Genomic DNA, 24,109 nt, shown 5'->3' with positions numbered 1-24,109 from the left:
TATTTGCGGTCCCAGTGTAGTTTTTGAAAGGCTGGGCTATTCTTTGGGCTGGAGCGGTCAGTTCGAATACCATGAACGCGCGAAACAGCGGCTGGCCACTGTTGTGCCGCTGACGCTGGCGCTGATCTTTCTGCTGCTTTACCTAAACTTCCGCCGCCTGACGGAAACCTTGATCGTGATGCTGTCGCTGCCTTTCGCTCTGGTCGGTGGCATTTGGCTCATGTGGTTCATGGGCTTCAACATGTCGGTTGCGGTGGCCGTCGGGTTTATCGCGCTGGCCGGGGTGGCGGCTGAAACCGGAGTGATCATGTTGATCTATCTCGATCAGGCGTTGAATGAAGCGCGTGCCCGCGCGGGCGACAGGGACCTGACCCGCGACGAGCTCCACGCCGCGATCATGGTGGGTGCAGTAGACCGCGTGCGCCCCAAGATGATGACAGTTGTCGCAATCATGGCCGGCCTGATGCCGATCCTTTGGGCGCATGGCACCGGGTCCGAGATCATGCAGCGCATCGCAGTGCCCATGATCGGGGGAATGGTGTCGTCAACCTTGCTGACCCTGATCGTCATTCCGGCGGTTTATGCCATCATCAAAGGGTGGAGCCTGAAGCAAGCCGGTACAGTGCCTGATTTGGCCCTCGGGCGGGCCGCAGAATAAGGGCAACGGCGTCAAGCAAGCAATAGGATATTGAGATGTATGCTCGAAACCTATGGAGTTACCGCGACTTCGACCATGCGGATTGTAGTGTCCCCATCCGCGCCGCCGGTCGGCTGCGTCCAGGCCACAAACGCACCGGCGTCTCCGCGCGCCATTCGGGGAAAACCGATCGATCCGCCGCCCCGATTGATATGGAGCGCCTGAGGCGCTGCGCATCCGGTACTTCGCGATATGTGGCACATGACGATCGCTTCACCGCCGCCCACATATTCAACCCAGAGCGCCAATGCGCTTCCATCCGGCATTTGCAGGACGTCCACCCGTCCTGCGGCTGTGCCGAGGTCAATGCGGAGCGGTTCGTCAAACTGCGCACCGCCATCGTCTGAAAACGCGATATAAACCTCCGGTTTATTCTCAGCTGCAGTGAACCAGATAACGGACACCTTGTCGTCCATCGTATCAACGGCTGGGCCATTTACGGGGCAGCCGGCAATTTCCCATCCGTCGTCGTGAACAGTGAGGGGTTGCGTCCAGTCCCCTCCGGTAGATCGAACAATCGAAATATCGCGGATTTCATCGGCGGTTCGGTCACGATAAACCGCAACTATGTCGCCTGAGCCGGTCCGCGCGGCAGACGTCTGGCAACAAGTGCAAGCGCGCGCGTCCAGCAGGCTTTCTGGCTTCATCGTTCCGTCAGAATTGATCTCTCGCGCGCGCAGATGCATCGCATTCTCAAAGCTTTCTCCTTCTGTCTGACTGTCATACTCTCGGCCATCCAGCCAAAGCGCCGTCAACCCGCCAAACTGATCGGGAATCAACGAAACAAAACCGTGCTCGCGTTGTGATCTGTCATCATGGGGAACTAGCGGTTCCGTCCAGCTTCTGCCTTCATCTTTAGAAAAAGCGATATTGACGTCATATTGATAATCACCTTCCCCATTCAGTTTAAGCCATTGTGCCGCCAAGCCACCATCAGCCAGCACCGCTACCGATGGGAAATCGGCCCAGTTGATGTAAGTCTTTGACGATTTATGAATTGTACGAGCGTCCGACCACTCACTACCATCGAGGATGGCCATGCGAACTTCCGATTCGGCTCCTTTTTCTTCTGTCCAGCTCAATATGATCCGGCCATCCGGCAAGGTTGCAAGTGATGGTTCACGGGCGCCGATGCCGACCGGTGCTGCGCGGTCGGTCAATCTAAAGAGGCCGGTTTCCTCGGCATGAGTTGCGGTGGAAGATCCGAAAAATGCAACAAGGATCAGGATCGATGCAGCGAGACACTTACTCATCTAGAGAATTTTCCCCAACAGTTGTCGCCATGTCGCAGCGAACAGAATGGTAGTTACCCGCGAACCAATTCCACCCTTTTGACCGTCGAAACGGCTCAATATATCCCGTTGGCACGCTGCAATGCACGAATGTAAGACACGATATCGAGAATATCTGATCGCGTCACGCCTTCAACCGCTGGCATGTTACCAAATTTCCAATGATGCGCCCGAACTCCATTTTGAGCCGCGAGGACAAACGCCATGTCGCCGTGGTGGCTCGGTTCATAGATCTTGTGAACAAGCGGTGGAGCGACGCCATCCTGACCCTGACCATTCAGGCCGTGGCAGGCGGCACAGACCGCATCATAAGCACTTGCGCCAATTTGCTCCTGCTCGGTCAAGCTGCTTGGCAGCTTGACAGTTGCAAACGCACCTGCAGGGAGCACCCTGCCCTCCTCCGTCCGGGTGCCCGTTTGGGAGTCTGTTTGCTGCTTGAAATACCATCCCGCCGCAGCAATGGCGACCAGAGCAAAAAATATCGCTGCCCATCTCATTCTATCGGACTCCTTCATGATGTTGCGATCGCCCCCTGTCTCTTCACAGACAAAGCCGGGTATCTCAGTGTAGCTTCCTCGAATTCGCTGACCTCTTCCGGCTTGTGGTTGTCTGCCTGAGCTTTCCCCGATCGCTGAATCGATCCAGTGAAAAAGGTCGTGATTTCCTGGTACCGGATCCGCGTGTCTTCCAGCGTCTGATAGTAACTGAAGAGCTCTTTCAGCGGTGCCGAGAAGTCCTTGTGTGCTGCCAGGACGGCCACCAGCGCGCCGAGTGTAATGCGACCTTCGATGACGAAGTATCCGCCTAGAGAATAGAACAAGAACGGTGTTAGCGCGGTCAGAAAATTGTTGAGGGCCTTGATGAAGAACTTCAGACGGAAAATCTTCCTGCGCACGTGCTCAAGCTCTCTAAAACTTGCACTCACTGGCAGCAGCCCGGCCGAATTGACCTGCCGTTGGCGCAATTGATCGCTGAGCTGCCTGCCAAGCTGTCGGACTTCCTTGATCCTGGTGCGCGAAAGCGCGTTGACCCGGCGTTGCAGCTTGGGCAGCAGCACAAGCTGAATCGGCAGTACGGTCAGTGCTGCGGCACCCAAGACAGGGTCCTGAACGAACATGAAAAACAGGATCGTCAAAAGCGTACCGCCTTGCAGGATTGGCAGCGTAAGGACGTCCGCCGCGAAGCCACCTATGGGCTCAACTTCCTGTGCGAGAATAGGGACGATCTCGCTCTGGTTTCGGGAGTCTGGATCGCTGCGCCATTGCCGATAGACCAGCAGGCGGAAGCGCCGAAGAAAACGCTCCGCGACATACCCTTTGAAGACGTTTAGGTCATATTTGTTTAACCCATTCAGGATGATCGCCAGAAGATAGAGACCGCAAAGAAGTATGAGGAAAACGACCTGATCGAGGTCTCGTCCCAGAACGACAATCGGGAAACGGTCGGAATCCAGAGCGTTGTTCACGATCTGTTTTGGCAGTTCCAGGGTCAGATAGAGAAAAGGCATCGCGATGAGGCTAACCACGATCATCAACGCCTGCTGCCTTCTTGAATAGCGCAAGACGGTGCTGAAAAGACTTCCTTCGAGCCCTCGTATGGGCTCTGGGTGGATCGCAGGCGTGCTGCGGTACTTCCAAAGCTTCAGAATGCCGCGAATAGCAAGATATGAGCCAACGGTGATCAGCAGCGCGGGGGCCAAGACCAGTATGAGATGAATGAACGGGTGCACCCAGTCTGGCGTGACATCGTTGTAGTCGTACCCAAAGGCGGCAGCTACGTCGTGTACAAGCAGGTGATACCTGTCCAAGAGTGACATTGAAAATGTCTAACCTTCGGATTTCGGCGCAAGGTGATCGTGCACGATGATGACGCCCCACATGCCCGCTTCCCGGTGGCCGGGGATCAAGCATACGAACTCCAAGTTGGTCATATCGGAGAACTCCCAGATTAACTCGGCATTTTGTCCACTTGGGATCGAAACCGAGTTGGCGCTGTCATGCTGCATATCGGGATGTTCGCGCATCCACTGCTGGTGTTCTGCAACCTCGTCAAAGGAGCCGAGAAAAAACTCGTGATCCAGTCCGCCCAGATTGCTGATCAAAAAGCGGACAACTGAACTACTCTCGATGTGGAGTGCGTCCGGCTCGAAAAGCATGTAGCCGCTTTCTGTCTCCCTGATGGACAATTCAATCGTCGTGTCGATTGAGGAGCCATCACCGGGTTTCCCGATCGGATCATGGCCAGGCACTTCGAATGCACGCGCGTGAGGCTGCTGGCCCTTGCCACTGGAAGCGCCCACTGAAAAAGCCGGAAAGACGAGCGCAAGCGCGATGGTGCAGGTTCTCAGGAAATTCGTCATGCTCGGCTACCTCCGTAGCGCTTGATTTTTTGGGATCTTCTTGCTTGCTCGGGCCAAGCCTCAAAGCGATGGGGCCAAGGCGTTTGCCCTGGCCCCATGGATTTTCATCACTTGATCTGTGTGACGGTCAGTTTACCCTTGACCCGGTCGGCAACGAACTCGATGTCCTGACCTTCCGCCATCTTGGTCATCATTGCTTCGTCGGCGCGGAACACCATAGTCATCGCGGGCATATCGAGGTTGACCAGAGGGCCGTGGATGATTGTGACCTTGCCAGCCTTGGCGTCGATTTTCTTGATGGTGCCGCTCGTGTATTCCACGTCAGCTTGTGCCATCTGGTCACCGACTGCGACCTCACGGTGCATGCCGGATTCGTAGTGGCCCGGGATCAGGCACGCCGCTTCGAACCTACCAGAATTCGCGAAAGTCCAGACAACCTCACCCGACGCGCCCGCATCGAGACGGATACGGTTCGGGTCGTCGTGTTCCATGTCCATCTTTGCCATTTCGATCTTGTGCTCGGCATTACGCTCTACCGTGTCGAGGACGAATTCATGCTCCAGCTCACCCTTGTTGGTGATGTTGAAGCGGATGGTTTCGCCCTCCTTGATATCCATTGGCTCACTCTCGATCAGCATCTGGCCCTCATCGTTTTCGAGCAAAGTGACGTCGATTGTGCGGTCCACCTTGGCGGCGTCACCCGGCATGCCGACCATCATTGCGGCTGGCTTGGTCTCCCCATGCCCGCCGTCGTGTGTACCTGCAGCAAAGGCCGGTGCTGATAGCGCGATCGCGAAGCTTGTCGTCAAAAGAAGATTTCTCATTTTTGTTGTCCTGTAGGTTGGTTTGGTTGGAGATGACGAAGGGCCGCTCAGCCCTTCGAGGTTGGTTTCGGTGTGAGAATGGTCTTGGGGCTGTTGTTGGAGGCAAATTCGGGTAATTCGCCAGTCCATTCGTAGGCCATCTCGCCCGGAGGATTCTCGTACCAGCCGGGATCGGAGTAATCGTCCGCGTCGATGCCGTCCCGCACCTTCACGACCGAAAACATGCCGCCCATCTCGATGGGTCCGTACGGGCCCCAACCCGTCATCATCGGGATGGTATTGTCGGGTAGCGGCATTTCCATTTTTGCCATGTCCCCCATGCCGGACATGCCCATGGGCATATATTCCGGCTGGAATTGGCGGATCTTTTGCGTGAGTGACTTCTTGTCTACGCCAATGAAGGTTGGCACATCATGGCCCATCGCATTCATGGTGTGGTGCGACTTGTGGCAATGGATCGCCCAGTCGCCCAAGTGTTCGGCATCGAATTCGTAGGCGCGCATGGCGCCTACCGGAATATCGATGCTGACCTCGGGCCATTGCGCAGACTCCGGCACCCAGCCGCCATCGGTGCAGGTGACCTTGAAGTCGTACCCATGCATGTGGATCGGATGGTTGGTCATCGTAAGGTTTCCCACGCGCACACGCACGCGATCGTCCTTGTTCACGACCAGCGGATCGATGTCTGGGAAGATCCGGCTGTTCCAGGTCCAAAGGTTGAAATCCGTCATCGTCATGATGCGCGGCACATATGTCCCCGGATCGATGTCGAAAGCGTTCAGCATGATCAGGAAATCGCGATCCACCGGCATGAATGTAGGATCCTTGGGATGGACCACGAACATGCCCATCATCCCCATCGCCATCTGGGTCATTTCATCGCCGTGGGGGTGGTACATGAACGTACCGGACTTCACCAAGTCGAATTCGTATATGAACGTTTTCCCTGGTGGAATGCTGGGATGGCTCAACCCGGAAACCCCATCCATGCCCGAAGGGAGAATGAGCCCATGCCAGTGCACCGTGGTGCCTTCCGGCAATTTGTTGGTGACGTAGATACGCACCCGGTCGCCTTCGACCGCCTCGATCGTCGGCCCGGTGGATTGGCCGTTATAGCCCCACAGATGCGCGATCATTCCATCGGCAAGCTCGCGCTCGACCGGTTCCGCAACAAGGTGGAATTCCTTGATACCGTTGTTCATCCGGTGCGGCAGGGTCCAGCCGTTCAGCGTCACAACCGGGTTGTAGTCCGGCCCGGAGTTGGGGCGCGGCGTGATCGTGGTAGCAGCACTGTCCATCTGGGCCGCTTCAGGCAAGCCCATATTCGTCGTTTTGCCCCACGCCTGGGAGGAGACGAGCGCCGCTCCTGCGGCGCCGGCCCCGAGTAATTGACGTCTGTTGATCATGTCATTTCCTTTCAGTGTCCTGCGCCGCCGCCGGCGGCAAGTGATACGCCCTCGCCACCACCCGCTCCACCTGCACCACCGCCGTAAATGGCGGCTGTCAGGTTCGCTTGGGCAAGGTAGAATTCGCGTTTGGCATCCGCCGCTTCAAGCGACGCACCAAGTTTTTCGCGCACGTCCGTGAGCAATTCAAAGGTGTTGGTAATCATGCCGTTATAGGACAGCAGGCCTTCTTCCTCGACGGTTTGGCGCAATGGCACCAGAACATCGCGATAGTGGCGTGCGATCTTGTAGGACGCGTGATATGTGGTCTCGGCAGCACGTGCCTCTGACCGCACGTTGATCGCGCGTTCGGCTAGAACGTTGGCGGCCTGAAGATACATAAGCTCGGCCTTGCGCATCCGGGCCTTGCCGGTGTCATATATCGGAATGGCAAATTCCAACTCGATCTGCGGGGTCGTTTCGGTTTCAATATTGCCCGCGTCGTTTTCACGCTCGGACTCGAAGCCTGCGATAATCTCCAGATCGGTTACCAGCCGCGTCTGATCTGTTAGCCCAAACGCAGCCGCCTGTGCCTCCAGCCCCAGTTTCGCAACCCGAAGATCAAACCTGTTGCTAAGGGCCTTTGCCTCCAGGTTTGTGATTGGCCCAACCGAGCGTGGCAGAGACGGCAGGGCATCGGGAACGTAGTAGTTTACGTTGCTTCCCCAAAGCCCCATCAACTGCGTCAGCTCTTCCTTGGCGCGTGCCGCGTTCAAACGGGCCTGCGCCAGCTGCCCGGCCAGTTCGGCGTTGAACGCCTGTTCCCGGGCCTGTCCGGCCTTGTTAAGGGCACCAGTCTCGCCAAGCTTGAGGGCAAGCTCGGATCCTGCGTCCGATGTGCCCTTGGCGCGCTTGAGATAGGTGACAGTCTCAAACGCGGCGACGGAGTTGATCCACGCGGTCCGGGTCTGGTTGGCAAGTGCCAGCGTGTCGTTCACCGCATTCATCTGCGCTGTCCGAAAATTGACGTCGGCCAGCGCGACGCGCTGCTTGCGGGTGGTCGCGTCCAGTATGTTGGCGCGAATCAGTCCCTCGATCGCCCTGTAGGCACCCAGTTCGGGCGCACCGATGCCCAGTGTACCAATCGACACGATCGGGTTTTCCGGCGTCGATTGCTGCCAGGCCTCTGCGGCCGATAGGCCAACGTTCGCATAGGACGCCTGCAACCCCTTGTTGTTCAGAAGCGCGACCTGAACGGCGGTGTCCGCCGAAATGGTCTTGCGGTGCACCATTGCGTGCACCTGCTTCTTCAAGGCCTCGTTTTCGGCCTGGGTTTCGGCGAAGGCTGTCCGTTTGCCGATGGCTGGTGTGACCTGGCTGGAAATGTTGGCGAAGCCAGCTTTTGGTTCCGTGTAGATGCCCGGTACAGCTGCAGCACAGGCACCCAAGATTAGCGGAAAGCCGAAAACCAGCGGAAACTTCGATACCCGCATCAGTTGCCCTCCGTCTGTTCTTGATTGACGGAACGCCAGTCGCGGGGACCTGTAGGGCCGCGATAGGTGTAGCCCGCCAAGGGGTCCTGATAGCTGATCGGCGATGAAACTGCCGTGTTGACGACGGCCTGTTGGGTCGCGACGGACGGCAACGGGGTGGGCTCATAGGCGCATGCGCCAAGCCCGAGGGCCGAAGCCCCCATAAGTAGATGAATTTTCATGAAAGTAACCTGATTGGTGAACGTTGTCTCACGCAGACTCTGCGCAAGGCTCACACCCGATTTGGGCGCCGGTTCAGATCAGGAATCGAGGGGGCCGCAGAAACCCGGTAGTTTCTGCGGAATGCGTCTGACCGTCCAGAATGGCATATTCATTTGTGCCGACCGGCTCTTTTCCGACCTTGGTATCTTCGAGGACGACGACAGAAATACAGATACCGTCACAACACTCTTGGGATTGTTGCTCTTTGCCATCCTTGTCGGACGCTGCAATATCGATGTCGTTTACGCCCATAGGCTTCGAATGCGCGTGATGCGCATCGCTTCCGGTGTCATGGGCCTCGGCAGCACCAACGACACCAACAGACTTGGCTTGATGTCCGTCATGCATGCCGGACGACGCGTGAGCGGCAGAAGGTGGTGACAATACCAATGCGAGCGCAAACGCAATGCACGTAAACGCCCTTGACCAGCTTGATATGAAAACTCGAAAGCTCATGCTGCAAGCATCGGATACCGAAGCAATTCTGTCAATCCGTCCTGCGCAGGAAGGTTTGCAGCTCTTTTGTGAAACAGGCGAGATACGGCCGCTGCCGCCAGAAAATGTTGCATATCAGAAACATATGAACAGCCAATACCTCGCTACCGCTTAGCGGAGCGATGCTGACGCGTCTTGTGCTACTGAACCTCAGACAGTTTCTCGGCGCCATAGCCCGCGCCGCTGATCGTTGCGGCCAATTCACTTTCATCCAGGGTGCTGTCGACGTCGACGATACGTTCAGTCAGATCGCACGATACTTTTGCATCTGGGTCGGCAGCCATGATGGCCTTTTGGATGGAAGCGGTACAATGGCCGCAACTCATGTTCGGTACACTGAATCGGATCATCGCAATCTCCTTTAACGCCTTGCATGTAGGGCGTTCCGGCGCGGGAAGGTCAATGGCCACAATTTTATTCAACATGCCTGTTGACCTTCCAGTAACTGGAGGCCCTATCTGTAGCAGGATCAGATCAAGGAGATTCTCATGTCGGATCCGCGCACCCTTCGGCTTTCCCTGCAAAACATGTCCTGCGCTTCCTGCGTCGGGCGCGTGGAACGTGGCCTCACGGCTCTGCCGGGGGTCAGCGATGTCAGTGTCAATCTCGCCAACGAGACCGCCCAGGCGAAGATCGACGCACCGGAGCGCACCGCCGAAATCGCGACAACTCTTCAGGAGATCGGCTATCCGGCCCGGACCCGGAGCGTACGTCTGAACATCGCATCCATGTCCTGTGCCTCGTGCGTCGGTCGGGTGGACAAGGCACTGGCAGTGCTGCCGGGCGTGCTGGACGTGAACGTCAACCTGGCATCGGAAACCGCTACGGTCACCTATCTGGAAGGCGCGGTCGCGGTTGTCGACCTCATCAAGGCGGCCAGCGACGCAGGTTACCCTGCCACGCAGGCCGAAGACAGTTCATCGGAAGACGCAGGAGCCCGCAAGAACGAAGAGGCGCGGGATCTGGCACGACGGACTGTCGTGGCAGCGACCCTCGCCCTGCCGGTGTTTCTACTTGAGATGGGCGCACATCTGATCCCCGGCACGCACGGTCTGATCGGTGACACCATCGGCCACTGGACCAGCTGGATGATCCAGTTCGTGTTGACCACGGCAGTCCTGCTCTGGCCAGGACGTACTTTTTACACACGCGGTTTCCCGGCACTGTTGAAAGGCGCGCCGGACATGAACAGCCTTGTCGCGGTTGGCACATCGGCGGCCTACATCTATTCACTTGTGGCGCTTTTCGCACCGACGCTGCTGCCCGCGGGATCGCGCGCGGTCTATTTCGAGGCGGCGGCGGTCATCGTGGTGTTGATCCTTCTGGGCCGCTGGCTGGAGGCCCGCGCGAAGGGCCGAACCGGGGCTGCGATCCAGAAGCTGATGGGCCTTCAGGCAAAGACGGCCCGTGTGCTGGTGGACGGGGAGCCGCTGGATGTGGCCATCGACCGCATCATCGCGGGCGACATTCTGATCGTGCGCCCTGGCGAGCGGATCGCAGTGGATGGTGAGCTGACCGAAGGCAGTGCCCGTGTGGATGAGAGTATGATCACCGGCGAACCGGTGCCGGTCGCCAAATCCGTGGGCGATCCCGTCACCGGCGGCACGGTCAACGGCAGCGGTGCCTTCCGGTTCCGCGCGACGCGTGTTGGCGCCGACACGACGCTGGCCCAGATCATCCGGATGGTCGAAGAGGCGCAGGGCGCCAAGCTGCCGATCCAGGGACTGGTGGACCGGATCACGCTCTGGTTCGTGCCCGCAGTCATGGCATTGGCCCTGTTGACGGTGATTGTCTGGCTGTTGGTCGGTCCTTCGCCCGCGCTGTCCTTTGCTTTGGTGGCCGGCGTCTCCGTGCTGATCATCGCCTGCCCCTGCGCGATGGGGCTCGCCACGCCCACGTCGATCATGGTTGGCACGGGACGTGCCGCCGATATGGGCGTGCTCTTCCGCAAGGGCGACGCGTTGCAACAGCTATCCAGCGTTGATGTTGTGGCGCTGGACAAGACCGGAACGGTGACCCAGGGCCGCCCGGAACTGACCGACCTCGTGCTTGTGGACAGCTTTGACCGCACCGAGGTGCTGGCGCTTGTCGCCGCTGTGGAGGCGCAATCGGAACACCCGATCGCAGAGGCAATCGTGCGCGCGGCAAAGGTCGAGGGCGTCGCGCGGCATGACGCCAAGGATTTTGAATCCATCACCGGCCACGGCGTGCGGGCAAAAGTGGCGGGCCGCGAGGTGCTTGTCGGGGCCGACCGCCTGATGACCCGCGAGGGGCTGACAATCGGCGATCTGGCCGACGAGGAGCGTCGGCTGGCCGAACAGGGCCGCACCGCACTTTTCGCGGCGATCGACGGTCGTGTCGCCGCCGTCATCGCGGTGTCCGATCCGGTGAAGCCGTCCAGCGCCGCTGCAATCCGCGCCTTGCACGCACAGGGACTGAAGGTCACCATGATCACCGGTGACAAGCGCGAAACGGCAGAAGCTATCGCCCGCGAAACCGGCATCGACCATGTGATCGCTGGCGTTCTCCCCGACGGCAAGGTGGCGGCGCTGGAAGATTTGCGCGGCGCGGGCAAGCGCATCGCGTTCGTTGGCGACGGGATCAACGACGCACCCGCGCTTGCCCATTCGGACGTGGGTATCGCCATCGGCACCGGTACAGACGTGGCCATCGAATCCGCAGATGTGGTGCTGATGTCCGGCGATCTGCGCGGCGTCGTGAACGCCCTCGAGGTGTCGCGGAGCACCATGCGCAACATCCGCCAGAACCTTTTCTGGGCATTTGGATACAACGTCGCCCTGATCCCGGTTGCGGCGGGCGTGCTTTATCCGGTGTCAGGACTTCTGCTCTCACCCGTTCTGGCAGCAGGTGCGATGGCGCTCAGCTCCGTCTTCGTGCTGACGAATGCGCTGCGGCTGCGCCGCGTGCGCCCGGCGATGGACGAAACGGCGCGCCCCGTCTCCGAAGCCTCGGCATCCCCAATTCCAGCTGAATGAACTCAAGGAGGAAACGATCATGAACATCGGAGATGTGGCCGACCTTTCCGGCCTTCCCGCCAAAACGATCCGCTACTACGAAGACATCGGTCTTGTCGAACCGCTGCGCAGTTCAAATGGCTATCGCAGCTTCCGGCAGAGCGACGTGCACAAGCTGGCCTTTCTCGGCCGGGCACGGGCCCTTGGATTCACCATCGAGGATTGCCGGAGCCTGCTGAAGCTTTATGCCGATACTGACCGCGCCAGTGCCGAGGTAAAGCAGATTGCCGAAGAGCATCTTGATCGGATTGACAGCAAGATCGCCGAACTGACCGAAATGCGCGCGACGCTGTCGCATCTTGTGGATGCACGCGCGGGTGATCACCGCCCCGATTGCCCCATCTTGGCCGATCTGGCGATGGAACAAAAGGCGGCGGGCAACATTGGCAAGGCTTCCCGGTAGCTCCGACGTTCGCAAAAACCGTACCTTCCCGGAAAGCGGTGGAACATTCCAGCGCAGCAATGTTGTTCCTTCTATAGGACATCAATTTTTCGAGACTGGAGGTCGCCAATGACATACCTACGCTTTTTCGCGATGATCGCCACATCCACGGTGGTGATGTTCATCCTGATGTATCTCAACACCTATCTGCTGAGCCATATCTTCTGGTCCGAAACACGCGCCTATATGGCCGTGCTGATGGGGGCCACAATGGCGATCATCATGCTGGGCTTCATGCTGTCGATGTACTCCAGTAAGGCGATCAACGCTGCCATCTTTATTGGCGGCGCCGTGGTGTTTGCCGGATCCCTCTGGCTGGTCCGGAGCCAGGTGACCGTGGGCGATACCAGCTACATGAAGGCAATGATCCCGCACCATTCGATCGCGATCATGACATCGAGCCGCGCCAACATTTCTGACCCTCGGGTGCGCAAACTGGCTGACGAGATCATCTTTGCCCAAGACAAAGAAATCGCCGAAATGCGGTATCTGGTGAATGACATCGACACGAATGGTGACGCGGCTGATGAGGGCCCTGATGGTCCAGCCCGGATCGTCGATCTGAACGAGGCACTCTCATCCGCCGAAATCGCCATCCTCGATCTGGAATTCCTGACCGGCGATGAAATCGCGCAGCTTTTCCCGGATGGGGCTATCTGCACCTTCAAGTATACCACGAGCAGCAAACCTGTGCTTGCCGCAGGACAAATCGACGGCGCCCCGGCGGCGCTGGCCAAGATCAGCGGCGACCTGGTGCGTCTTGGTTCAACCGACGGAACCGGCACCCTGAGCGCCGAAGGGATGTCCGTGGCCCTCAGTGCGCCGGACGGGACTGCGGCGCTGGAAAACAGTAGTGAAATGCAGGACGCCAACCTCGTTCTCGAGCTCGATGCCGGCCTGCGGGCAGGCTATCGCGGCTTCTATGGCTGCGACGCTTGAACCCTGAAACGGAGGATATGACATGCCAAAAGACACAACCCAGACAGCCAGGCTTTACCGGATGGTGATGCCCGATCACCTCTGTCCCTATGGGCTCAAATCCATGGACCTGTTGGAGCGCAAGGGCTTCGAGGTCGAGGATCACCCTTTGACCACGCGTGAGGAAACCGACGCGTTCATGGAAGAGCACGGCGTCGAAACCACACCGCAAACCTGGATCGGGGACGAGCGGATCGGCGGATATGACGACCTTCGGGTCCATTTCGGCATCGATGCGCCCGAAGACGAACGGTCGGACACATCCTACCAGCCGGTGATCGCGATCTTTGCCGTCGCGTTCCTGATGGCGCTCGGTTTGTCGTGGTACAGCTTCGAGACCATTTTCACCCTGCGCGGGCTGGAATGGTTTATTTCGATCTCGATGTGCTTTCTGGCGGTACAAAAACTTCAGGATGTCGAGAGCTTCTCGACCATGTTCCTGAACTACGACCTGCTGGCGCGTCGGTGGGTGCGTTATGGCAAGATCTATCCGTTCGGAGAGGCGTTCGCAGGTATTCTCATGGTCGCCGGGGCGCTGACCTGGCTTTCGGCACCGGTGGCCTTGTTCATCGGCACTGTTGGCGCGGTATCGGTTTTCAAAGCGGTCTATATCGACAAGCGTGAATTGAAGTGCGCCTGCGTCGGCGGCGACAGCAACGTACCGCTCGGCTTTGTCTCGCTCACAGAGAACCTGATGATGATGGTCATGGGGATTTGGATGCCGATCAGGGTCTATCTGATCGGCTGAAAGGCGGGCGCCCTTTTTACATCCCTCAGACCCGTTCTCCCGACAGGTGCGCAGGTCAAGCATCACTGCGAAAAAGGTTAGGCTGAATGGACCAGATAATCGAAGCATTCACGACCGGGGCGGGCATGCTCTGGAAGGCGCTCTGGGCGCTGATCTTCGTCTATATCATCTCCGCAGGCATCCAGATCTTCGTGACACGGGATCAGATGGCGCGTGTTCTGGGTGATCGTGGTGCCAGGAAGGCAGGCATTGCCGGGTTCTTTGGTTTCGTGTCGTCGTCCTGTTCCTTCGCGGCGCTTGCCGCGTCGCGTTCGATCCTCGTGAAAGGAGCGCATCCGGTCAATTCCATCGCCTTCCTGATTTCATCGACAAATCTGGTGATCGAGCTTGGAATCGTCCTTCTGGTCCTGCTGGGCTGGAAATTCATGTTGGCGAATTTCATGCTTGGCATCCTGATGACGATCTACGCCTATGCCCTCACCCTGATATGGTTTCCAAGGTCGCTTGTCCAAAGCGCAAAAGAGCATGCGGAGAAGGCCCAGTCCGACGAAGGTATGGACACGGACCGGACCATGAAGGGATCGTTCCGCGACAAAGTTCTGTCCCGCGAAGGATGGAATCGGATCGCCCGCGCTTTCTTCATGGAATGGAAGATGGTCTGGAAGGAGATCCTCTTCGGCTTCACGGTCGCGGGTTTCATTTCCGTCTTTGTGCCGCAAAGCTTCTGGAACGCGATCTTCCTGGTTGGAGATGGCGGTGCGCAGGACGCGCCGGGCTTCCTGATCGTTCTTGAAAACGCGCTGGTGGCTCCCGCCGTGGCCTTCTTCACCTTCATCGGTTCGATGGGCAATGTCCCTCTGGCCGCGATGCTCTGGTCGCGTGATGCGTCGTTCGGAGGCGTGATCGCCTTTCTCGGAGCCGATCTTGTTGCTGCCACGGTGATCTGGGTGCACGCAAAGTATTATGGTTGGCAGTATGCGCTCTATCTTTCAGGCTTGCTGTACCTGTGCATGGTCGCTGCGGGAATTACGGTGCATTACCTGTTCGCTCTCGTAGGGATGATCCCGACCGAGCGGCCCTCGCTTCAGGAAATGGTCCGGTTCAGCATCGACTACACATTCTTTCTCAACCTGATCTTTCTCGTCATCGGGGCAATACTGATCTGGCTTCACCTCAAAAATGCAAAGGAAAATTAACCGATTGAGGCCAGGAATGGAAACGTTCCCAGGAGCCAGTAAGCAAACCGGGACAATTGGCCGGTCATGATGGCAACGCCCATGATGATCATGGCGACGCCTGCGCCCTTGTAGAGCCAGCGACCGGCCTTGCCGATCTGTCTGACCCGCGCGGCGATGGCATCGGTGAACAGCGCGGCCAACAGGAACGGCACGCCCAGCCCCGCGGAATAGATCGACAGCAGCCAGATGCCGTCCGACATACCGCCGGAAGTCGAACTGAGTGTCAGGATCGCGCCAAGGATCGGTCCGATGCAGGGGGTCCAACCAAAGGCGAAGGCCAAGCCCAGTACGTAGGCTCCAAGCGGGCGACCCCCCGGAATGTCGAGTGTGAAGCGGGTGTCGCGCGAGAAGGCATCCAGACGAAAGACGCCCAACATGACCAGTCCGAACAGGATGATGATCGCGCCGCCCAGATAGTTCAGCTCGATGCGCCATGTCAGCAGCAATGATCCGATCGCGCTGGCCCCGGCCCCGAGGGCGACGAAAACCGTCGAAAACCCCAGAACGAAGCAGGTGCTTAGGCCCAGTGCCCCGGCGCGCGCCCGCAGACCGACCGACCGTGTCGTGCGCAAACCCGGCTGGCCTGCGATGTAGGAAACATAGCCCGGAACCAGTGGCAGGACGCAGGGTGACAGGAACGAAATGGCCCCCGCCAGAAAGGCCGCGAAGATGCCGATGCCGGAAATATCCATCATGCGTTTCCATGTCCGCTAAAGGGCCGTGATGCCCACCAGAAGGCAATCAGCGGGATTACGATCCATTGCAGTACCGGCGACAACCCTGCATCGAGAATCGGAATGATCGGCATCAGGTCTGAATAGGCCCAGGCGGCGCGGATCACGCTGTTGAGCCATTCGCTGAACAGCGTATATCCCAACCCGAACACCACCGTCAGGACGGTAACCGAGCGTCGCGTCGAAGCGACAATGGGCCAGCCTCGGCCCGACATCATCAAGGCGAGCACCAGCGCGCTCATGGCAATCAGGATGTCGCCTCCCGTGCAATGAACCGCGGCGAAGACGATCTCACCCCAGGTGCCCTCGTTCCAGATCGTGTAGAGCGGCATGTGGGCGAACTCCCAGATCAGATTAGCCGGGATGATCACCGAAAAATATCGACGGAGTGCTGTCAGGGAAATTCTATCCGGCACGGACTGCATGACGCCAATCGCGGCATTACTCATTGATACGCCCCCGTCAGCCGGTCCCACCAACCGCGTTCTCGGCGTCGATGCTGGGCATTGTTGATCAACTCGCTGACATACAGGATCAGGTTCACATTCTTGAAGTCCATGCCATGGAACTTTGCGGCAAACCGCCCGCCGATATCCACGACATGGGTGACCGCGCCGTGCATCATCATGTCGCTGTCAGCGGTCATCGTGAACTCGAGCCCATAGTCCCGTGCCAAAAGGCGCGTTGCGTCGTCAGCCTGATCGGGCCGTTTGGTCAGAATGACCCAGTTCGTCGGATCAAACCCATGCCGTTCCGCGTATTCGCGCAGAACGTCAGGCGTGTCATTCACCGGATCGGTGGTGATCGAGATGAACTGCACCAGATCCTTCATCGGTCCGTCGTTGATCGAAGCCTGAACCGCCGCGATCTTTTCGGCATGGAGCGGGCAGATATCCGGGCAATTGGCGTAAATGAAATGCAGGATGACGGCCTTGTCGCTGAAGTCCGACAAGTGCACGGGTTTGCCTTCCGCATCCTGCAATTCGAAACTAGGGGCTTGCGCTGTATCGATGGCCTGGAAGTATGGCTCCATTTCGAACATGCGCGCGTCAAGATTTTCCCCAGGGTGGTCTGCGAAGGCCGGAGAGGAAATCGTGGCTACAAGTGTCGCCAAGACGGCGCGCCGTGTCAGAGACCTGCTCAATTTTCTCGCCCTTCGGTTTGATCGGGATTGGCGCTTCCCACATCGCTGCATTTCCCGCCGGACCCGCCCTTCATGCACAGACCGAGGCCGCACATCACGGCACAGGGTGCCAGCGAGACCAGAATGGGCGCGAGTCCGATCGCGGTGAGCCATCCCCAGTTCAGTGCCATGCCGCCGCCCATCACGGTTGCCGCACCGGCAAACAGCAAACGTCTGCGCGTCAACCACCGGGGCCAGTGGCCTGCCCTTGCAATCTCGGCGACACTCGCATCGTTGGAAGGTGATAAGTCGGTCATCCGGAAAATCCTTTAGAGGTTTGAAAAACAGCCATTCCAGTAACCGGAAGGTCAAGGGCGGGCGCTATTCTTTTGGCAGCACTCATTCGATAAAACTCCGCAAGAATGATACCATCTCGGGATCATCCCATTCGGCCGGGCCGACCAACCGTCCCAGCTCCTGCCCCTGCGAGTCGATCAGGATCGTCGTCGGCAGACCGACGGTGCGCAGCGCGGTCATCGACAGCATTGTCTTGTCGACATACATCTTGAGATTGGTGACACCGATCTCGTCGTAGAAACGCCGCACGACGGGCGATCCGGCCCTGTCGATGGACAGGGCGACAACCTCGAAGTCATCGCTGCCAAGTTCCGCCTGAAGCGCATCCAGCGTCGGCATTTCCTCACGGCAGGGCACGCACCACGTTGCCCAGACGTTCACGAGGATCACCTTGCCGCGAAAATCCTCCATATCGCCACGGCTGCCGTCTTCTTTCTCGTAGCGCACATTGATCACTGGCTGCGGCGCGTCGTGCAGCGCAAACCCTTGCGGCCCGGCAAAAGTTGCGCTGACGGAAAGTGCCCAGGCGACCAGCGACGGTTTGAGATATTTCATAGCTTTGGCTCCTTGGTAGTTCGGGTTTTCAGGTCACGGACCATCGGCAACAGAGTTTTCTGCAAAATCGCCCGCGTGATCGGCCCGACATGGCGGAAGGCGATTGTACCGTCAGCAGCGATCACGTAGGTTTCGGGCACGCCGTACACTCCCCATTCGATACCTGCGCGTCCGTCGACGTCGGCCCCAACACGGGCGTAGGGATCGCCCAATTCGTCGAGCCAGGAGCGTGCCTGTTCCGGCGGATCCTTGTAGTTGATCCCGTAGAGCGGCACTTCGCCTGCGGCGCTCAATTCCATGAACAGCGGGTGTTCGGCACGACAGGGCACACACCACGAGGCGAAGACGTTCACCAAAGAGACATGGCCAATCAGATCCTGCGTCGAAAGACCGTCCTCGCGTCCGAGCACCGGGGGAAGCGCGAAGTCGGGCACAGGTTTGCCGAGCAGAGCCGAAGGCAGACTATCATCCCCTGTAAAGAGCCTCCAACCAAAGAGAGCCATAAGCGCAAACGCAATCAGCGGCACCAGCACAGAAATTGATATCCTGCGCTGCGCTTTCGGTTTGCCTTTTGCCTCACCCATTTGCGTCATGGCTGTGCCTGTTCATCCTCACGGCTCCGGTCAGACTGAAAGCTACGCTCCCGTTCGGGCCATGTACTCTTGATGTAGTCGAGGATTGCGGCGATCTCCCCGTCTGCCAGCACGCCGCCATATCCGGGCATATCGCTTTCGTAACCGTTCCCGACAACCGCCGCCGGTCCGCGCGTGATGATGTCTACAAGCACGCGGTCCGTATGGTGCCATGTATGCCCCGAGGCGTCATGGGGCGGCGCAGGCATCCTGCCGTTCGACAATCTTGATTTCCAATCGGCTTGCCCCTCCAGCTTTATGCCATGGCAACTGGCACAATTCTCCTGATAGAGGCGCTCGCCCATGAGCAAGTCGCTCTGTGCTGCAACGGGTAAGACCGTTGCAGCGAGCAGAATCGTGGCGAGCCTAATGGTGTTTTTCACTGCGCTTCCGCCTTCTTTTTGCGAGCCACATACAGAGCGTAAAAAATGCCACAAGCAACGACAGGATAAGCAGGACGCAAAGCGCCCAGACCAATCCCATTGACAACAGGCTGTCGCCGCTGTTGGCACCTTCATTCCGCATCCCGGCACATTTCTATTTTCCACTGTCCGAGCGGATGTATTTGACCAAGGCGATCGCCGCGAGCAACAGCACTCCCACGATCAGCAACCAAACGAGACCCATCGCGATCATCATGCCGCCACCCATCATTCCACCGTCCATCATCATGCAATTTATCCTTTGATTTTCCTTGAAACTGGTTTGATGCGGGATCGCGCCAGACCGCGCACTTGATCATTCGACCGCATAGACGGTCGGATTCACACCTTCTTCGACGGTGTAAATCTTGAACGGCTCCTGCTTCGCGCCCCCCATACCCGGCGACCCCAACGGCATGCCGGGAAGCGTCACACCGGCAATTTCCGGGCGCTCCTCAAGCATCCTGTTGACGACATCGACCGGCACATGGCCGCTGACGACGTAGTCGCCCAGAAAGGCGGTATGGCAGCCCTGAAAGTCATCCGGGATACCTGCCTCGCGGCTGATTTGGGCCAGATCGTGGGTCGGCTTCACCTCCACCGTGAAACCGTTCTCGCGGAGGTAGTCCGCATAGCTCTCGCAGCATCCGCATTGCGGGTTCTTGTAGAGCGTGGCCTCTTGCGCTGCGGCAGGCGCGGCATTCAGGCTCATTGCAAGGACAGCGGCAGCACCTGCGGTGCCAAGACTGGCAAGTCCAATTAGTTTCTTCATCGGTTCTTTCCTTTCGTGGTGATCGTTACGTGAGATTGTTTCAGGTTTTGGTCGTGCCAGGATCGACACGTATGATGCCCATCATGCCAGCCGCCTGGTGTTCCAGGATGTGACAATGGAACATCCAGTCTCCCGGATTGTCCGCCACGAAGGCGATCTCGACCCGTTCCTCCGGTGCCATCAGGACGGTGTCCTGCCATTCGCGATGCCGTGTCGGTTGGCCGTTCCGTGTGATCACACGGAACGAATGTCCATGAAGATGCATCGGGTGATGCCACGCGGTGCGATTGTCCATCTGCAGCACATGCGACGTGCCCTGCGGCAGGACCAGCAATGGATCCATCATGTGCCCCGTTGCTGCTTTGCCGTTGATGAACCACATATTGCCTTCGCGCATCTGCTCCATCATGGACCCCATGCCGCCGCCCATCATCATCTGCCCCATCATGCCGCCGTTGAAGACGATTTGATGTCGCGCAGCCGACGCCATATCCGGTTCGGCCAGCGGGTTGGGCGGCAGGTCCATCGACCAATCCGGCACACTGTCCCGCAGCCTGTCAGGCCCGTAAGCGAGATCGACCAGACGGTATTCGAGGCCTTCGTAAAAGGCATCGGTGACGGTGAGGGCGTCGCCAGGCTTGCCGGTCATGTCGATCACCAGATCGACACGCATGGCCGGGCCGACCACCACGATGTCATCGTCTGGTACATGAGGTGACACGGGTTGACCGTCCAGAGCGACCACGACCGGCGCAAGCCCCCCGAAATCCAGCCCGAAGATCCGGGCATTCGCCGCGTTGATCAACCGCAGGCGGATGCGTTCTCCGGATCGCACGGAGATGCGTTCCGGCATCTGACCGTTGATGGTCACGGAATTGCCGATGCGGCCGCCGTGCATGGCGTCGTGACGGCTTCCGAAGTCCCCGGCAATCTGTCCTTCTCGGGTCATGCGCCAGTCATCGAGCATCCAAGTCAGGTCGCGATCCACACGGATCGGGTCCGCCTCCTCGACGATCAGCGGCCCGTAAAGGCCGCGGCCGACCTGTTCCGAACTGCGCTGGTGCGGGTGATACCAGAACGTACCTGCGTCCAGCGCATCGAATTCGTAGAGAAACTCGCCACCGACCGGGATCGGGTCCTGTGTCAGGAACGGCACGCCGTCCATCGCATTGGGTGTGCGAATGCCATGCCAGTGGACCGTCGTCCCTTCATTTAGCCCGTTCTGGGCCAGAACCCGAATTCGGTCTCCCTGCCGCACCCGGATCTCGGGGCCGGGGAGGGATCCGTTGTAGCTCCAGACGTCGGTAGAGCCGTAGGGTGCCGGTCGCAGGGCGGCTTGTCCGGCCGCAGCGCGTAGCAAGAATGGGTCCTCTGTCGGACCTGCCATCGCTACTCGTGCCGGTGACAGAGCGGATATGGCCGTGAAAGCGGCACCGGTGCACAGCACGTGCCGCCGTGAAATCAGTCTGTTGAGGGTCATTACTTCTGCCTTGATCTGAAAGGGTCGCACTCAGCCAGCTTCGGCCAAGGCAACGGTCAGGCCCCGCAACAAGCGAGGCCGTTATCAGGTTCAGACAGGCAGCTTGGGAGGAAATGGATCAAGGGAGGGAACCGCGCCAATCGGGATCACAGGTCCCGCGACCGGGATGACAACACCGAAGGCCATCTCAAGCGTCATCGCTGACGTACGAGCTACGATACCGGCCGTAGTTCCCGCGCCACAAGGGACTGTACACCCACCCTCGCAGGTTATCCCGTCAGCAAATCCGATCGGATCGCATCCGCCGCAATGGTCGTCCCCGCTTTCAGCGCCCACCATCTGAGCCATTGCTGCCTCAGCCGCATTCGCTGCCGATACATCCGGCGCAACCACGGCACCGAAGCTCAATGCAAGAATCAAAATGAGGCGGAAAACGCAGATCATGCGATCCTTATGCAAGCTTCCAGTAGGGGGAGGTCAAGAAGTATCCCGTAACATAGGCGTGACATTGCCACGCGGGTACTCACTGATTGGCCAAAAGATGCCCGAGGTTGGTTTCGGGGGAAAATCTGAGGCGAGACTGCGGACTCATCCAATGTCTGTTTCGGAGCCAGGCAACCACCCGCATCTTTTCATGCGGGTGGCTGCCCTTGTGTCAACTTGCGTCTTTGAATTCGGTGTATTCGCCGCGCACCTGGACAGTCACGGTTGCGGGCTGGCTGTCCCGATTCCGCCAGAACCATCCGTGTTCGCCGTCGAATGCCGCGATGATCTCGCCCTCGTCGCCCGTCGAACCGCGGCCCTTTTCATAGGTCACCGAATTGCCGCCGCCGTGGCCGTGCATGTCAAAATTCACCCGACCGCCATCGACCAGCATTCGGTATTCCACCGTCTGGCCCTCTTCCATGACCAGCTTCCACTCGGCACTGTCGCCGGGTGCAAGCGTAAAGGTGGTTTCGTCACGCCAGATTTCGGCCTCCTGTGCATGTGCCGCGCCGACAAAAAGTCCGAAGAAATCGTTCATCAGGCTCGACTGCTCGTCTGCCTCAAGCTCCATCAACCTGTCGGCTTCGGCCTCCTCCGCAAGCTGGGCTTTGATCTCGCCCATCTCGCTCAGCCCGAGAACGCCGCCAATCCCGGTCGGGTCGATGTTGTATTCGGCGGGAAGCACGACGGTCACGAGGATCGCGACGGCGCTGGCCGCCGCAATGGCGGTGGAACGGATCAGCTGCGCGGAGCTTGGCAGCTCATCGAGGCTTGGTTTTTCTGCGTTGAACATTTGGGTCTCCAATTTCTCAGGTGGCTACGAAATAGCCGGTGATTTGAAGGCCCATGAGGATGAACCCCATGGACATCATGACGACGTTGGCGGTGTAAGCCTGGCGGAAGAAGTTCGGGGATTTCCGCCAGAACCCCATGACGATGAGGATCACGGCAAGCGCCATGATCTGGCCAAGCTCGACGCCCACGTTGAACGCCAGAAGATTGGCCAGCAGCCCCTCTGACGCGATCTCGTAGTCTAGGATCTTCGTGGCCAGGCCCGTGCCGTGGAAGAAGCCGAAGATCAGCGTCGCGGCCTTGGTGTTGGGCTGGAAGCCGAACCAGCGTTGATAGGCCCCCAGATTGTCGAGCGCCTTGTAGACGACTGAAAGGCCGATGATGGCGTCGATGATGTAGGCGTTGATGCCCCATCCGAACCAGACGCCCGCCAGCATCGTGGTCGAATGGCCGATGGCGAAGAGGCTGACATAGATGCCGACGTCCTTCATCCGGTAGAGGAAGAAGACGACGCCGAGCAGGAACAGGATGTGGTCATATCCCGTGACCATGTGCTTGGCGCCGAGATACATGAAGGGGATGATGTTCACCCCCCAGATTTCCTGGATGTAGCCTGCGTCACCTTCTGTGACGGCATGGGCAAGAGCGTTGCCCGCACTCAGGACGAGCGCCGAAAGGGCAATGAAGGACAGGATCACGATCCGGCGTATGCCGGGATCGGTCCAGCCCCGGTGGACTGTATTCATGGATTTGACTCCGCATATGTGTTGATGATCGAATGCAGCGCGCTGTTGGCGCGCAGTCGATCAGACGCGCGGAGGTCGTTCGATTTGGTATGTCTGTAAGGTGTTCGACGTGGCCGAACTCAACGGCCATGCGGCTCTGTAAATATCGAGCGGGTGCGGCGATCGGTCTGGGCCAGGCACGACCGCCTGACTGTGATCGTGATCGATGCTGTCATGGCTATGTCCATGCATGGCCCAGGCGAGGTCTTCTTCCAGTCCATGCGAATGACCGTGCTCAGCAACCATTTCTGCGTGCTCTTGAAGGACGCCGAAGACTGAGGGCGCGTGCGAGGTTGCGGGCACCACAGACCAGAGGAGTACGGCCAAACATAAGGGTGTCGCAAACGCGGCGTTTACAACTGTCCTCAAGGTATCCATAGGTTCTGCCCGTCTGCCCGTCTCTAGCGTGGTGCGTCGTGGCACCATCTTGTTCTATCCTCCCGGGGGGGGATAGAACAACTTTATGACAAAACATCCAGTCCATGCAACCCATCCCGCCCTTGTCGCCCGGCTGAAACGCGCTGACGGCCATTTGCGCGCCGTGATCGAAATGATCGAGGCGGGCAAACCCTGTCTGGAGATTGCTCAGCAGATGCAAGCGGTCGAAAAGGCCGTGACGAACGCCAAGCGTGCGCTGATCCATGATCACATGGACCATTGTATCGACGTTGAAAGTTCTGAAACTGATCGCGCCGAGTTGCGGGCGATCGCCCGATATCTCTGA

Annotated in this window: 29 protein-coding genes and 1 pseudogene; 7 read left to right on the top strand and 23 right to left on the bottom strand. The window is 58.7% G+C overall.

The annotated features are described in order from the left end of the window. Positions 1–34 precede the first annotated feature (34 nt). A pseudogene (locus tag N7U68_RS20440) lies at positions 35–658 on the top strand (efflux RND transporter permease subunit); the annotation flags it as partial. Positions 659–708: 50 nt separating this feature from the next. Here the strand turns inward: N7U68_RS20440 and N7U68_RS20435 are convergent. From N7U68_RS20435 to N7U68_RS20390, 10 genes are all read right to left on the bottom strand, one after another. Then, positions 709–1,950, bottom strand: coding sequence for a sialidase family protein (locus N7U68_RS20435; RefSeq protein WP_263049338.1), 1,242 nt, complete (start codon positions 1,948–1,950; stop codon positions 709–711). A gap of 95 nt (positions 1,951–2,045) precedes the next feature. Further along, positions 2,046–2,504: a c-type cytochrome gene (locus N7U68_RS20430; RefSeq protein ID WP_263049337.1), complete on the bottom strand. Its 459-nt coding sequence runs from the start codon at positions 2,502–2,504 to the stop codon at positions 2,046–2,048. Further along, positions 2,501–3,805 (bottom strand): ABC transporter transmembrane domain-containing protein, encoded by a 1,305-nt coding sequence (locus N7U68_RS20425; protein WP_263049336.1) that lies wholly within the window; start codon positions 3,803–3,805, stop codon positions 2,501–2,503. Before N7U68_RS20425 ends, N7U68_RS20430 begins: the two co-directional genes overlap by 4 nt. Positions 3,806–3,814: 9 nt before the next feature. Continuing rightward, positions 3,815–4,348 (bottom strand): cupredoxin domain-containing protein, encoded by a 534-nt coding sequence (locus N7U68_RS20420; RefSeq protein ID WP_263049335.1) that lies wholly within the window; start codon positions 4,346–4,348, stop codon positions 3,815–3,817. A 107-nt stretch (positions 4,349–4,455) separates the two neighbouring features. Next, entirely contained in the window at positions 4,456–5,172 is a 717-nt protein-coding gene (locus N7U68_RS20415) for a copper-binding protein (RefSeq protein WP_263049334.1), read from the bottom strand. Positions 5,173–5,219: 47 nt separating this feature from the next. After that, the gene (locus tag N7U68_RS20410; RefSeq protein WP_263049333.1) at positions 5,220–6,578 is read right to left on the bottom strand and encodes a multicopper oxidase family protein; all 1,359 of its coding nucleotides are present in this window, start codon (positions 6,576–6,578) and stop codon (positions 5,220–5,222) included. Positions 6,579–6,589: 11 nt separating this feature from the next. Beyond that, positions 6,590–8,050, bottom strand: a complete 1,461-nt coding sequence (locus N7U68_RS20405) for a TolC family protein (RefSeq protein ID WP_263049332.1) — start codon at positions 8,048–8,050, stop codon at positions 6,590–6,592. Beyond that, positions 8,050–8,271 (bottom strand): putative periplasmic lipoprotein, encoded by a 222-nt coding sequence (locus N7U68_RS20400; RefSeq protein ID WP_226892491.1) that lies wholly within the window; start codon positions 8,269–8,271, stop codon positions 8,050–8,052. Before N7U68_RS20400 ends, N7U68_RS20405 begins: the two co-directional genes overlap by 1 nt. A 73-nt stretch (positions 8,272–8,344) precedes the next feature. Continuing rightward, complete coding sequence (locus tag N7U68_RS20395) at positions 8,345–8,659, bottom strand: hypothetical protein (protein ID WP_263049331.1); 315 nt, start codon at positions 8,657–8,659, stop codon at positions 8,345–8,347. A gap of 287 nt (positions 8,660–8,946) precedes the next feature. Next, positions 8,947–9,156 (bottom strand): heavy-metal-associated domain-containing protein, encoded by a 210-nt coding sequence (locus N7U68_RS20390; RefSeq protein ID WP_263049330.1) that lies wholly within the window; start codon positions 9,154–9,156, stop codon positions 8,947–8,949. Between the two features lie 138 nt (positions 9,157–9,294). On the opposite strand from N7U68_RS20390, the gene N7U68_RS20385 reads away from it, so the two are divergent. The 5 genes from N7U68_RS20385 (at position 9,295) to N7U68_RS20365 (ending at position 15,205) form a co-directional block, all read left to right on the top strand. Beyond that, a complete protein-coding gene (locus N7U68_RS20385; protein WP_263049329.1) occupies positions 9,295–11,802 on the top strand; it encodes a heavy metal translocating P-type ATPase in 2,508 nt (835 codons plus the stop codon). Positions 11,803–11,821: 19 nt separating this feature from the next. Beyond that, on the top strand, positions 11,822–12,244 hold the full coding sequence (gene cueR, locus N7U68_RS20380) for a Cu(I)-responsive transcriptional regulator (RefSeq protein ID WP_263049328.1): 423 nt from the start codon (positions 11,822–11,824) through the stop codon (positions 12,242–12,244). 108 nt (positions 12,245–12,352) lie between these two features. Beyond that, complete coding sequence (locus N7U68_RS20375) at positions 12,353–13,222, top strand: DUF305 domain-containing protein (RefSeq protein WP_263049327.1); 870 nt, start codon at positions 12,353–12,355, stop codon at positions 13,220–13,222. Positions 13,223–13,244: 22 nt separating this feature from the next. Further along, positions 13,245–14,009: a MauE/DoxX family redox-associated membrane protein gene (locus N7U68_RS20370; RefSeq protein WP_263049326.1), complete on the top strand. Its 765-nt coding sequence runs from the start codon at positions 13,245–13,247 to the stop codon at positions 14,007–14,009. A gap of 86 nt (positions 14,010–14,095) precedes the next feature. Continuing rightward, the gene (locus N7U68_RS20365; RefSeq protein WP_263049325.1) at positions 14,096–15,205 is read left to right on the top strand and encodes a permease; all 1,110 of its coding nucleotides are present in this window, start codon (positions 14,096–14,098) and stop codon (positions 15,203–15,205) included. Here the strand turns inward: N7U68_RS20365 and N7U68_RS20360 are convergent. From N7U68_RS20360 to N7U68_RS20300, 13 genes are all read right to left on the bottom strand, one after another. Continuing rightward, a complete protein-coding gene (locus N7U68_RS20360; RefSeq protein WP_199861169.1) occupies positions 15,202–15,942 on the bottom strand; it encodes a cytochrome c biogenesis CcdA family protein in 741 nt (246 codons plus the stop codon). The genes N7U68_RS20365 and N7U68_RS20360 overlap by 4 nt on opposite strands. Beyond that, positions 15,939–16,430 (bottom strand): hypothetical protein, encoded by a 492-nt coding sequence (locus N7U68_RS20355; RefSeq protein ID WP_263049324.1) that lies wholly within the window; start codon positions 16,428–16,430, stop codon positions 15,939–15,941. Before N7U68_RS20355 ends, N7U68_RS20360 begins: the two co-directional genes overlap by 4 nt. Continuing rightward, positions 16,427–17,023 carry an SCO family protein gene (locus tag N7U68_RS20350; protein ID WP_263049323.1) on the bottom strand — a complete coding sequence of 199 codons (597 nt, stop codon included), beginning with the start codon at positions 17,021–17,023 and terminating at the stop codon, positions 16,427–16,429. Before N7U68_RS20350 ends, N7U68_RS20355 begins: the two co-directional genes overlap by 4 nt. Before the next feature lie 98 nt (positions 17,024–17,121). Beyond that, the gene (locus N7U68_RS20345; protein ID WP_263049322.1) at positions 17,122–17,421 is read right to left on the bottom strand and encodes a hypothetical protein; all 300 of its coding nucleotides are present in this window, start codon (positions 17,419–17,421) and stop codon (positions 17,122–17,124) included. An 82-nt stretch (positions 17,422–17,503) separates the two neighbouring features. After that, on the bottom strand, positions 17,504–18,016 hold the full coding sequence (locus N7U68_RS20340) for a TlpA family protein disulfide reductase (RefSeq protein WP_263049321.1): 513 nt from the start codon (positions 18,014–18,016) through the stop codon (positions 17,504–17,506). After that, positions 18,013–18,609: a DsbE family thiol:disulfide interchange protein gene (locus tag N7U68_RS20335; protein WP_263049320.1), complete on the bottom strand. Its 597-nt coding sequence runs from the start codon at positions 18,607–18,609 to the stop codon at positions 18,013–18,015. The genes N7U68_RS20340 and N7U68_RS20335 overlap by 4 nt, the downstream gene beginning before the upstream one ends. Beyond that, positions 18,606–19,031 carry a c-type cytochrome gene (locus tag N7U68_RS20330; protein ID WP_263049319.1) on the bottom strand — a complete coding sequence of 142 codons (426 nt, stop codon included), beginning with the start codon at positions 19,029–19,031 and terminating at the stop codon, positions 18,606–18,608. Before N7U68_RS20330 ends, N7U68_RS20335 begins: the two co-directional genes overlap by 4 nt. A 154-nt stretch (positions 19,032–19,185) precedes the next feature. Continuing rightward, on the bottom strand, positions 19,186–19,320 hold the full coding sequence (locus N7U68_RS20325) for a hypothetical protein (RefSeq protein ID WP_263049318.1): 135 nt from the start codon (positions 19,318–19,320) through the stop codon (positions 19,186–19,188). A gap of 66 nt (positions 19,321–19,386) precedes the next feature. Beyond that, the gene (locus N7U68_RS20320; protein ID WP_263049317.1) at positions 19,387–19,842 is read right to left on the bottom strand and encodes a DUF411 domain-containing protein; all 456 of its coding nucleotides are present in this window, start codon (positions 19,840–19,842) and stop codon (positions 19,387–19,389) included. A gap of 40 nt (positions 19,843–19,882) precedes the next feature. Further along, positions 19,883–21,322, bottom strand: a complete 1,440-nt coding sequence (locus N7U68_RS20315; RefSeq protein ID WP_263049316.1) for a multicopper oxidase family protein — start codon at positions 21,320–21,322, stop codon at positions 19,883–19,885. A gap of 90 nt (positions 21,323–21,412) precedes the next feature. Beyond that, positions 21,413–21,766, bottom strand: a complete 354-nt coding sequence (locus N7U68_RS20310) for a hypothetical protein (RefSeq protein ID WP_007121516.1) — start codon at positions 21,764–21,766, stop codon at positions 21,413–21,415. A gap of 211 nt (positions 21,767–21,977) precedes the next feature. Further along, positions 21,978–22,601, bottom strand: coding sequence for a transmembrane anchor protein (locus N7U68_RS20305; protein WP_263049315.1), 624 nt, complete (start codon positions 22,599–22,601; stop codon positions 21,978–21,980). A 16-nt stretch (positions 22,602–22,617) separates the two neighbouring features. Then, the gene (locus N7U68_RS20300; RefSeq protein ID WP_263049314.1) at positions 22,618–23,346 is read right to left on the bottom strand and encodes a HupE/UreJ family protein; all 729 of its coding nucleotides are present in this window, start codon (positions 23,344–23,346) and stop codon (positions 22,618–22,620) included. A gap of 502 nt (positions 23,347–23,848) precedes the next feature. Between N7U68_RS20300 and N7U68_RS20295 the strand changes: the two genes are divergently transcribed. Then, positions 23,849–24,109, top strand: a complete 261-nt coding sequence (locus N7U68_RS20295; protein WP_007120627.1) for a metal-sensing transcriptional repressor — start codon at positions 23,849–23,851, stop codon at positions 24,107–24,109.

This window comes from Roseovarius pelagicus (assembly GCF_025639885.1).
Lineage (GTDB): Bacteria > Pseudomonadota > Alphaproteobacteria > Rhodobacterales > Rhodobacteraceae > Roseovarius > Roseovarius pelagicus.
This window is presented reverse-complemented; position numbering and strand designations above follow the sequence as displayed.

Coding starts and splice junctions, on each gene's coding strand:
- N7U68_RS20435 (WP_263049338.1), bottom strand. CDS start 1,950: ATGAGTAAGTGTCTCGCTGCATCGATCCTGATCCTTGTTGCATTTTTC.
- N7U68_RS20430 (WP_263049337.1), bottom strand. CDS start 2,504: ATGAAGGAGTCCGATAGAATGAGATGGGCAGCGATATTTTTTGCTCTG.
- N7U68_RS20425 (WP_263049336.1), bottom strand. CDS start 3,805: ATGTCACTCTTGGACAGGTATCACCTGCTTGTACACGACGTAGCTGCC.
- N7U68_RS20420 (WP_263049335.1), bottom strand. CDS start 4,348: ATGACGAATTTCCTGAGAACCTGCACCATCGCGCTTGCGCTCGTCTTT.
- N7U68_RS20415 (WP_263049334.1), bottom strand. CDS start 5,172: ATGAGAAATCTTCTTTTGACGACAAGCTTCGCGATCGCGCTATCAGCA.
- N7U68_RS20410 (WP_263049333.1), bottom strand. CDS start 6,578: ATGATCAACAGACGTCAATTACTCGGGGCCGGCGCCGCAGGAGCGGCG.
- N7U68_RS20405 (WP_263049332.1), bottom strand. CDS start 8,050: ATGCGGGTATCGAAGTTTCCGCTGGTTTTCGGCTTTCCGCTAATCTTG.
- N7U68_RS20400 (WP_226892491.1), bottom strand. CDS start 8,271: ATGAAAATTCATCTACTTATGGGGGCTTCGGCCCTCGGGCTTGGCGCA.
- N7U68_RS20395 (WP_263049331.1), bottom strand. CDS start 8,659: ATGCATGACGGACATCAAGCCAAGTCTGTTGGTGTCGTTGGTGCTGCC.
- N7U68_RS20390 (WP_263049330.1), bottom strand. CDS start 9,156: ATGATCCGATTCAGTGTACCGAACATGAGTTGCGGCCATTGTACCGCT.
- N7U68_RS20385 (WP_263049329.1), top strand. CDS start 9,295: ATGTCGGATCCGCGCACCCTTCGGCTTTCCCTGCAAAACATGTCCTGC.
- cueR (WP_263049328.1), top strand. CDS start 11,822: ATGAACATCGGAGATGTGGCCGACCTTTCCGGCCTTCCCGCCAAAACG.
- N7U68_RS20375 (WP_263049327.1), top strand. CDS start 12,353: ATGACATACCTACGCTTTTTCGCGATGATCGCCACATCCACGGTGGTG.
- N7U68_RS20370 (WP_263049326.1), top strand. CDS start 13,245: ATGCCAAAAGACACAACCCAGACAGCCAGGCTTTACCGGATGGTGATG.
- N7U68_RS20365 (WP_263049325.1), top strand. CDS start 14,096: ATGGACCAGATAATCGAAGCATTCACGACCGGGGCGGGCATGCTCTGG.
- N7U68_RS20360 (WP_199861169.1), bottom strand. CDS start 15,942: ATGATGGATATTTCCGGCATCGGCATCTTCGCGGCCTTTCTGGCGGGG.
- N7U68_RS20355 (WP_263049324.1), bottom strand. CDS start 16,430: ATGAGTAATGCCGCGATTGGCGTCATGCAGTCCGTGCCGGATAGAATT.
- N7U68_RS20350 (WP_263049323.1), bottom strand. CDS start 17,023: ATGTTCGAAATGGAGCCATACTTCCAGGCCATCGATACAGCGCAAGCC.
- N7U68_RS20345 (WP_263049322.1), bottom strand. CDS start 17,421: ATGACCGACTTATCACCTTCCAACGATGCGAGTGTCGCCGAGATTGCA.
- N7U68_RS20340 (WP_263049321.1), bottom strand. CDS start 18,016: ATGAAATATCTCAAACCGTCGCTGGTCGCCTGGGCACTTTCCGTCAGC.
- N7U68_RS20335 (WP_263049320.1), bottom strand. CDS start 18,609: ATGACGCAAATGGGTGAGGCAAAAGGCAAACCGAAAGCGCAGCGCAGG.
- N7U68_RS20325 (WP_263049318.1), bottom strand. CDS start 19,320: ATGATGATGGACGGTGGAATGATGGGTGGCGGCATGATGATCGCGATG.
- N7U68_RS20320 (WP_263049317.1), bottom strand. CDS start 19,842: ATGAAGAAACTAATTGGACTTGCCAGTCTTGGCACCGCAGGTGCTGCC.
- N7U68_RS20315 (WP_263049316.1), bottom strand. CDS start 21,322: ATGACCCTCAACAGACTGATTTCACGGCGGCACGTGCTGTGCACCGGT.
- N7U68_RS20310 (WP_007121516.1), bottom strand. CDS start 21,766: ATGATCTGCGTTTTCCGCCTCATTTTGATTCTTGCATTGAGCTTCGGT.
- N7U68_RS20305 (WP_263049315.1), bottom strand. CDS start 22,601: ATGTTCAACGCAGAAAAACCAAGCCTCGATGAGCTGCCAAGCTCCGCG.
- N7U68_RS20300 (WP_263049314.1), bottom strand. CDS start 23,346: ATGAATACAGTCCACCGGGGCTGGACCGATCCCGGCATACGCCGGATC.
- N7U68_RS20295 (WP_007120627.1), top strand. CDS start 23,849: ATGACAAAACATCCAGTCCATGCAACCCATCCCGCCCTTGTCGCCCGG.